This window comes from uncultured Nostoc sp. (assembly GCF_937863485.1).
GTDB lineage: Bacteria > Cyanobacteriota > Cyanobacteriia > Cyanobacteriales > Nostocaceae > Nostoc.
Genome location: NZ_CALMFY010000114.1, coordinates 1 through 8,221, shown reverse-complemented (window position 1 = coordinate 8,221; position 8,221 = coordinate 1). Strand labels below are relative to the sequence as shown.

8 protein-coding genes and 1 pseudogene are annotated in these 8,221 nt (G+C 43.1%); 3 read left to right on the top strand and 6 right to left on the bottom strand.

Annotated elements, in window-relative coordinates; translation table 11 throughout:
- Window positions 1–61 precede the first annotated feature (61 nt).
- The 5 genes and pseudogenes from Q0541_RS15525 to Q0541_RS15505 all read right to left on the bottom strand — a co-directional run.
- Window positions 62–373: pseudogene (locus tag Q0541_RS15525) on the bottom strand (ISAs1 family transposase); the annotation flags it as partial.
- 338 nt (window positions 374–711) lie between these two features.
- Window positions 712–2,028 carry a Gfo/Idh/MocA family oxidoreductase gene (locus tag Q0541_RS15520; protein ID WP_298911589.1) on the bottom strand — a complete coding sequence of 439 codons (1,317 nt, stop codon included), beginning with the start codon at window positions 2,026–2,028 and terminating at the stop codon, window positions 712–714.
- A gap of 573 nt (window positions 2,029–2,601) precedes the next feature.
- Window positions 2,602–3,291, bottom strand: coding sequence for a DUF4142 domain-containing protein (locus tag Q0541_RS15515; protein ID WP_298911588.1), 690 nt, complete (start codon window positions 3,289–3,291; stop codon window positions 2,602–2,604).
- Window positions 3,292–3,343: 52 nt separating this feature from the next.
- Window positions 3,344–4,231, bottom strand: coding sequence for an NAD(P)-dependent oxidoreductase (locus Q0541_RS15510; protein WP_298911587.1), 888 nt, complete (start codon window positions 4,229–4,231; stop codon window positions 3,344–3,346).
- Between the two features lie 461 nt (window positions 4,232–4,692).
- Complete coding sequence (locus Q0541_RS15505) at window positions 4,693–5,760, bottom strand: aldo/keto reductase (protein ID WP_298911586.1); 1,068 nt, start codon at window positions 5,758–5,760, stop codon at window positions 4,693–4,695.
- Between the two features lie 458 nt (window positions 5,761–6,218).
- Here Q0541_RS15505 and Q0541_RS15500 point away from each other — a divergent pair, with 458 nt between their 5' ends.
- Window positions 6,219–6,350 (top strand): hypothetical protein, encoded by a 132-nt coding sequence (locus Q0541_RS15500; RefSeq protein WP_298911585.1) that lies wholly within the window; start codon window positions 6,219–6,221, stop codon window positions 6,348–6,350.
- 49 nt (window positions 6,351–6,399) lie between these two features.
- Here Q0541_RS15500 and Q0541_RS15495 read toward each other — a convergent pair whose 3' ends face one another.
- Window positions 6,400–6,741, bottom strand: coding sequence for a macro domain-containing protein (locus Q0541_RS15495; protein WP_298911590.1), 342 nt, complete (start codon window positions 6,739–6,741; stop codon window positions 6,400–6,402).
- A gap of 458 nt (window positions 6,742–7,199) precedes the next feature.
- On the opposite strand from Q0541_RS15495, the gene Q0541_RS15490 reads away from it, so the two are divergent.
- Together Q0541_RS15490 and Q0541_RS15485 are read left to right on the top strand one after the other, a co-directional pair.
- Complete coding sequence (locus Q0541_RS15490) at window positions 7,200–7,388, top strand: hypothetical protein (protein WP_298911584.1); 189 nt, start codon at window positions 7,200–7,202, stop codon at window positions 7,386–7,388.
- A gap of 574 nt (window positions 7,389–7,962) precedes the next feature.
- Complete coding sequence (locus tag Q0541_RS15485; protein ID WP_298911583.1) at window positions 7,963–8,157, top strand: hypothetical protein; 195 nt, start codon at window positions 7,963–7,965, stop codon at window positions 8,155–8,157.
- The last annotated feature ends 64 nt before the right edge of the window (window positions 8,158–8,221 follow it).

Genomic DNA, 8,221 nt, shown 5'->3' with positions numbered 1-8,221 from the left:
GGTGTCGCAAGATCACCATTGCCTCACTCATCTTTTATTTCCCGACAACTCTAATCAAGAGACTGACAAGGTGTAAGACTGATTTTCCTTGTTCTCTGTCATAGGAACCTTTAAGAGTCTTGCCATCGATGGAAATCACTTGTGTACCTACTGTTTCAACTATCGACTGTACCCATTTTTGAAAGCAACACTCAAATACTCGTCGAAACATATCTGGACAAGGAATACCATTAGGTAGAGCTAAAAATTCCGTTAACCAATCATATTTGCTTAACCCGTAAGTTTCCATATCTTCCCATCCTTTACCTCCTGCAATCACTGATAGTATTCCGATAATTAGAATGTCTGTTAACAAGTGGGCACGAGTGCGTTGCGATGCCTGCGGCGAGCTTCGCTAACGCGGGTCTTCTATCTCACGAAAAAACAAGTACATCTGTTCTGTTACGGCTGTAGCACTGGGTACATTCAATTTGAAATTCGTTTTACGCTTTGAACTAGCACAGTTGAAGCCTGATGCCATAAGATAGTCCCCGACAATATTTAACGCTTGTTCATTAGGATATTACTTAACATATTTCATACTCATAATCTCTTTTTTTTATACATAATTCATCAAATAATCTGTACTTTTAATTACAAAAATAGCGATCGCTTGCGTTCTTTAACTTTCTTTCCTCATCTCAGGATACTACCTCTGAACGCAACTTAGTATTACTTCAGCATTCGAGGAGCGGGGCCACGAGTGGTATCTAGCCCTGATACACGAGGTAGAGTAATCGTCTTGCCTGTTTGTGCCGCTTCGTAAATCAACGCTATCAATTTTTGGTCTTGCAAACCTTCTTCGCCAGGTGTATGGGGTTGCTTATTCCCAATCACACAATCCGCCATGTGATCAATTTCTAAGGCGAACTGGTTCTTCTCGCCTATCCGCACTTCGCTGACGTTTTCTGCCATGCTATTTGTTGGCGATTTGCGCGAAATCATCATTCGCAAACCGTTATAGGAGAACGCCGGATCGAGTTGTCCCCAGGCATCCGAGCCGAAGACACGAAACCGCCGCGCTTCGTGAAAGCCATAGCTAGTGGAGCAAATCGCTAGCACTCCACTGGGAAACCCCAGCTGAAAGGTAACGCTTTCTTCCACCTCTTTGAAGCGTGGATCGCCAGGAGTGGTAAAGGTTTGGGCGCTAATTGCGATCGGTTCCTCTCCTGTCAAATAGCGAGTTGCATTCAAGCAATAAACTCCCACATCTGGTAAAGAGCCACCTCCAGCTAGAGCGCGTTTCAACCGCCACTGGTTTAAGTCACCGCCCTGATTTTGTCCGTTATCTGCCTGAATCACTTTCACAGTTCCTAGTTCTTTGCTGCGAATCATCTGAATCATGGCACGATGGTGTGGCTCGTATTGGCAGCGATATGCAATCATCAGCTTGCGATTGGCCTGTTTGCACGCGTCGATCATCTGTTGAGCATCTTCGACCGTGGTTGCCATTGGCTTCTCACACAAAATGTGCTTCCCTGCTTTAGCACCACGCACCGTATATTCCCGGTGCATACTGTTGGGCAATACAATATAGATCACATCAACATCTGGATTGTTGCGGAGATTGTCGTAATTCTGATAATTGTAAACGTTCTGCGGTTTAATACCATACTGCTGGGCAACTTGATTCGCTTTGGCAGCATCGCCACTAACTAATGCAGTTGGCTTTGCTAGCTTACATTCTGCAAACGCAGGCATGATTTCTTCCAATGTCAGTCTACCAAGTCCAATGATCGCAAATCCCAACCGTCGCTCTGGGGGCAATGCAGTCGGAGGCCCACCCGTATCGACTTCAGTCTTTTCCGATATCGGCGCAAATTCAATCTGAGGCGGCAGAGTTCCTCCGTGTGGCGTGGCTTGCCCAGTCGGCTGTTGGGCAGTAACCTCTTCGCCCGTACTATCAAGTGCGACGGCTGAAATGGCTCCTAATCCAGCAGCAGTCAGAATTTGACGACGAGAAAATTCTCCTTTAAACAATTCAGACATTGTAGTTCCTTAATGATGAAATTTTGGACTTATACAAGTCCGCTTAAATAACCGTCAACGTAATTCGTAATTCGTAGTTGCAATTTACAGCAGAATTCAAGTATTTGAACCACATCTGTCGTAGGGGCGCAAGACCTTGCGTCCCTACCGCATGGTCTATATTACCTGAAAATAGCTGTAATTACGTTAGCACAGCGTTATCCGCGTACTCCTGCAAAGAAGCAAGCTACATGCAGCGTCTCATAGAGAGCGTTATTACAAATTAGTAATTATTTGGTCATTGCGATCGTTCGCTCTTAATACAGCATTTTATTAATTCGTAGCAAATCAATGAAATGCCAATGTATCGCTCTACAATGCCAATGTCTCCATCTGCAATGGCAATGCATCCGTCTACAATGCCAATGTGTCCCTCTGCAATGCCAATGTACCCCTATGCATTTAAAAACGCCACGATTTTATGCAAGACTGTACTTAGCATTCCCGCAGGGTAGGAAAGTAATCCCAAAAACCATGCGATTGCCTCGTTTCACTCGTAATCGATTAATTACGTGCAATTTGCCGGACATCATATTACGGGGTAGTAGTTGGAATTGGGCTACTGGTTGAAGTTGGGGTGCTAGTTGGAGTTGGGCTACTGGTTGAAGTTCCAGAATTAGCAAGGGAACGAACCTGTTCCAAATGTTGTTGGAGGGTTGGTAGCGCTTGAGCCGCAAATGCTTTTAGATCAGGATCTTGTCCCTTTTCAGCTTCATTTTTAAATGCAGCAACATCCTTTTGATGATCTTGAAGCATCAGATTCAGATATTGGCGATCAAAGTTCTTACCAGAAAGCTTAGATAAGCGTTGCTTGGCTTGCTGATTTTTTCTGCCAATAGTAGTTGGCAGCGTGACACCTTTTTGAAGCGCCAACTGTTTGAGTTGATCATTCACTGGGGTGTGATCATCAACCATATGCTGTCCATACTGTTTTACTGCATCACTAGTTCCACGTTGTAATGCCAGTTGTCCTAGTTGAACTTCTGCTAAACCTCCTTGAGCAGCTTCAGTTATAAACTTTTTGTCTGAAGAACTGAGGGTATTTTGTCCTGATGCAGTTGGTGAGGCATTTGGTGTTGGTGATGGACTCTCTGTCCTTTGCACAGACTGAGCAGCTGGAACTTCAGATGTATTCTGGTCATGCGGATTAGTTGGTGTGCAACCAGTCGCCAGAGATAAAGCGATCGCTACTAAACCAGTTGAGAATATTTTGAAGTTAGGCATATCTAATGTTTTCCTTAAATAAAGGTGTATTTTCTAATGGAGAAATTTGCAGTTATGATTTAACCGTCACTCCTGCTTCCAATTCCAAAGCTTTAATGAATGCCGACGCATTTTCTTCCCCCCATCCTTGATTAACTGCTGTTTTAATGGTTTCTCTGACAATTGCGGCAGCAGGCATTGGAGAATTTAAATCTTGAGCAAATCGAGCGATCAAATTGGCATCTTTGAGCAAATTATTTAACGCAAAACTTGGCGTGAAATCGCGATTTACTAGCATCTTGCCCATGCCGTCAAAAATTGGAGAGCGAAAATCTACCACATGCAGCACATCAAGAACGTCTTGTGTATTAAGTCCGGCTTTGGTTGCCAGAATCAGCGCTTCCCCTAACGCTTCGATTTGGGTTGCCACAATCGAATTACCGATGAGTTTCATTGATGCACCTTTGCCAGTGTCGCCTAGATAATGGATCGTTTCGCTCAACGGCTCCAAAATTGGTTTGACTTGCTCAAATACCTCGCGCTTGCCACTAACGACAATCCACAATCCCCCAGCGGCGGATTCGTTTTTACTGCCAAAAACGGGAACATCAAGAAATTCGACCTGCTTTTCGGCATAGGCTGCGGCTTCTCGACGCGAGGTATCAGGATGAACTGTACTCACGTCGATCGCAATTTGTCCCGATCGCACGTTCGATAAAATGCCATCTTTTCCAAAGACAACCTCTTCAACCGCATTGTCATTCGAGAACGAGTAGAGAATCGCCTCGGCATTCTCTACGGCTTGTGCTGGTGTTTGTGCTTGTGTTGCACCTTGTTCAACCAGAGACTTACAGGACTCTAGACTACGATTCCAAACGTTCAAATCATAGCCCGCTTTGAGCAAGTTGGTTGCCATCCCACTGCCCATGATGCCGAGTCCTAAATACGCAATGCGTTTCATAATTATGTTCTAGATGGTATCTTAACTTAAACAAAATAGCGATACTTTTAGCACACACCAAAAATGTCAAAGTCAGCCAGTTTGTACCTCCCTTCATATCATCAAAGTTTTGAGGATAAATACATCTTCCAATTGATAGACTTGGTAGCAATCAAGATAGGGACAGCAATGAATCACCTAGCTTTTTGTGAAAATACCTCAAGGGACTTCCAAGAAATAAATTATCCAAATAAGCGAACCACAGAGAACCCAGAGAGAGGAGAAATGAGAGGGTTTTTGCGTAAGTTTTGGGACATTTTTTTATTTGGAAGTCCCTAAGTCAAGTAACACAAGAATTGATTTTGAGAAGATGTGCGTAACGCATCAACTCGATCTAAGGTTACACCTGCAAAATTGCGTAGGCGTAGCCGTTGTAGACATCGCTGTTTGTATAAATAAACAGTCAAACATAGTATTAATCTTTACCCAAGATAAGCTGGATTCATAGCTGTACTGTCATTTTGGGTTGTGGTCTTATATCGTTCGTACTGCCCTTTAGCCGCTGCCTCACGGGTACGCGCTAACAGTGCTGTAACTCGTGCCTGATCCATTGGCTTAAACGTGCGGACTGCCTCAAACGCTTGGTCTAAAATTCTCATGCTATCGATGCCCGTAATTACGACTGACGTTGGCAAATTCATTGCGTAGTGCAGGCACTCGATCGCACTAACAGTGTTGCTTCTGAGAATATAAGACTCCCCGATCGATTTCATTCCCAGCACACCAATGTTGTTTTTCACTAGCACAGGTAAAACCTGATGTTCAAAACTTCTAAAATGAGCATCCATAACATTCAATGGCATCTGCACAGTATCGAAGCGGAAACCATTTTGTGTAGCAGTTTCCAACATCTGAAGGTGAATCAGGGGATTCTTATGTCCTGTGAAACCGATATAGCGAATTTTGCCTGCCTTCTGTGCCTCGACGACTGCCTCCATCGCACCGCCAGGAGCGAAGATGCGATCGGGGTCTTCAAAGCGCAGTATTTCATGATGCTGCAATAAATCAATGTGATCGACCTGCAAATCTTTGAGCGATTCATCAATCTGCATCTTGGCAGAACTTTTAGTGCGACCATCGATTTTCGTCATTAGGAAGACCTTTTGGCGATAACCATCCTTAAGAGCATTTCCCATCCACCGATGGCTACGCCCATTATGATAGTCCCAAGAGTTATCCATAAAGTTGATGCCGCGATCAATGGCACTGCGGATTAGTTTGATACTTTCTTGCTCCTCTTCAATTTTTCCAATGTGAAACCCACCCAAGCCAATCGCAGATACTTGTTCTCCAGTACGTCCGAGGGTGCGATACAACATTTCGCCACGTCGAGTTGGAGTGGGTGTTTGGGCTAGTAGTTGAGTCTTTTCATCAACAGGTTCTGTTTGAGCAAGGAGCGGCTGCAAAAATCCTTCCGAAACTGCAAGTCCTGCCGCTACTAATCCCGAAGCAGAAGCAGTTTTCAACAAGCTGCGTCTACTGATCTCCATAATTGTCTCCTACAAGTAACAACAGGAATGAGCCGTATAGTAGCACGGCAATCTAGTACAAAGACTCTAACTAAGGAGTGCTTTGAAACATACACCGTAAGATGCATTCACAATGTAAGCCGATGCATTCATAATGCAAGTCGATACATTCACAATGTAAGTTGATGCATTCACAGTGCAAGTGAATGCATTCACAATGCTTACTTTTTGTTTAAGCTTGCCCGATTTAAAACTTTATCAATAAAGATAGGAGTTAAAGGGCAGGAGGAAAACAGCCTCTAAGGGACTTCCAAGTAAAAAAATAAGTAGATGGACAAAATATTTACAGTCATTGCAAGCAAAGCGTACTCCTACGGAGAAGCAAGCGAGGCGGAGTATCTCATACAGAAGAGAAGCAACGCCAGCCCTTGCGATCGCTGTTTCGGCTGCGAAGAGTCTTTTGTCAATCAAATCGATTGATGCCTTCGGCACTATTCAGCGTTGCAGTTTATGAGAGATGCGATCGCGCTAAGGTTAAAGAGCCACCACAGCAAATATCTTTTAACTCCACGCTGAGGGCTTGCGTTCGTCTGTTGCAACGCGCTTGTTAGCCTGCAATTGACTTCTCAATGTTCAATCACATCAACCCACTTTGTTATTTTATATATGACCTTTTAGCCGCACCTGTTCACAGAGAGAACTTAAAGAATGCCAAATATCATCAGCAGTTGACCTGACTTTCAGATTATTCTCTATATAATCATAGGCATTTAAGAAGAACCGTCTATCTGGTGAGCTCAATACAAGAGTTGTGCCAATTGGATATCGCCAAAATTTCCGCTTTTTCTTATTCTGTTCCTTCTTTTTGTCAGCCTTTAAAGACTCTAAAGCAATATCAATCTCAGCATCCAAGCGTCTTTGGTCGCCATTGTACACTCGTGAGAGGAATTGCCCTTGGACACTTGAAGGTTTGATAACCTCTCCCAATTCGGTATCGAAAATATCGTTATATCAATTTACATTGAAGCTGCGTAGAAAAGAGCTTCAATATAAATTAATATGACACCCGTGCAGTACAAGATGCTCTCAATCAAGATTGATGCTATTACAATTTCATAAAACTGTGACGATTGAGAAACTAGCAACAGTATTCCACAACTGATAAGATTTGAAAGTCGGCGACGGAGTATACAAAGGTTTTTACTCTTGCCACAATTGACAATTCAATATCTGTGGTTTGCGCTGATTCAAAAGTCGCCAAAAAACAACAGAAAAACGATTAATATTTGCTATTGATAGAACACTTCGGGCATTCACCAAATCTATTCGTAATTAGTTTAATTGAGCAAAAAAGAGCAATACCTGTGTACTGGCTGTTGTTATCCAGAAGGGACGAGTGCAATTTAGCAGAACAGAAAAAATTAATTCGACCATTGCTGCAATGATTTCAGGGATATCGAATGTTGGTACTAAGCGATAGGGAATTTCATCGGATTAAACTGGCAAATTGGCTACATAGTAAAAAAATTGACTTTGTACTGCGTCAGAAACAAGGTACTTATATTCGGCAAGAAAATCAGTCAGATCAACGCTTACAATCGGTCGTAATTCTGCCAATATGGGGCTACAAAAATATGTCGGTCGTCTGACGTTAGCAAAGCTCGCCGTAGGCATCGCACCGCCGACATAGTGCTTTCTGGGTTGGAATGCAATGGTCAATTATCGATAGGGGCAATGGAATTTTGGACTGATTTAGCTCATGAATTGATCTGCTTGAAGCCCGCTAAATTACCCTTTTTTCAGCGAGGTCTACGGGCTATGGCTCTTATCCAGTCTGCTTTATAACTTTTTTTCACCCTTTCACCTTAAAGCTCCGAAGTGGAGTAAAATAGTGCAACTCCTTAAACTGTCATACCTCTAATTTGAGTTTATGGTGGTTGCAGTCACCTCTGCATAATTCTCTGTTGCGAGCGCGTTAGTTTTACACAAAACTTCCTAATTTATTTATATAAATTTATACAAAGTAATTCATTAGTCGATACAATCACATTGTCAGTCGATACAAGCGAATTGTGGATTGATGCGATCGCATTGTCAGTCGATACAATCAAATTGCAGGTCAATGAAAAAAACCAGATTGCAATCTGATAAATCTTAATTACGAATTACGTAGCTTGCTTCTTGCCGGAGGCGAGTATTACGAATTAGGAATTGCTCTGCAAAATGCAGGCTTTAACCAAGGACTATGGGGCGTGGTGGTGGGAAGTATTTGCTGTCAGGACGACTTCCCCTTTTTCGTTTAGTGCCAAACCAGTAGCTTCTACGATGCGTTCTGGTGTAGTAGTAGTTATTTTACTGGCAACAAATGAGCGATCGCTCGCGGTTATCATTGCTTGGATTGAGAGTAATCAAACCTAGCTGCACTGCATCATTAGAGTTGTCGGGAAATAAAAGATGAGTGAGGCAATGGTGATCTTGCGAC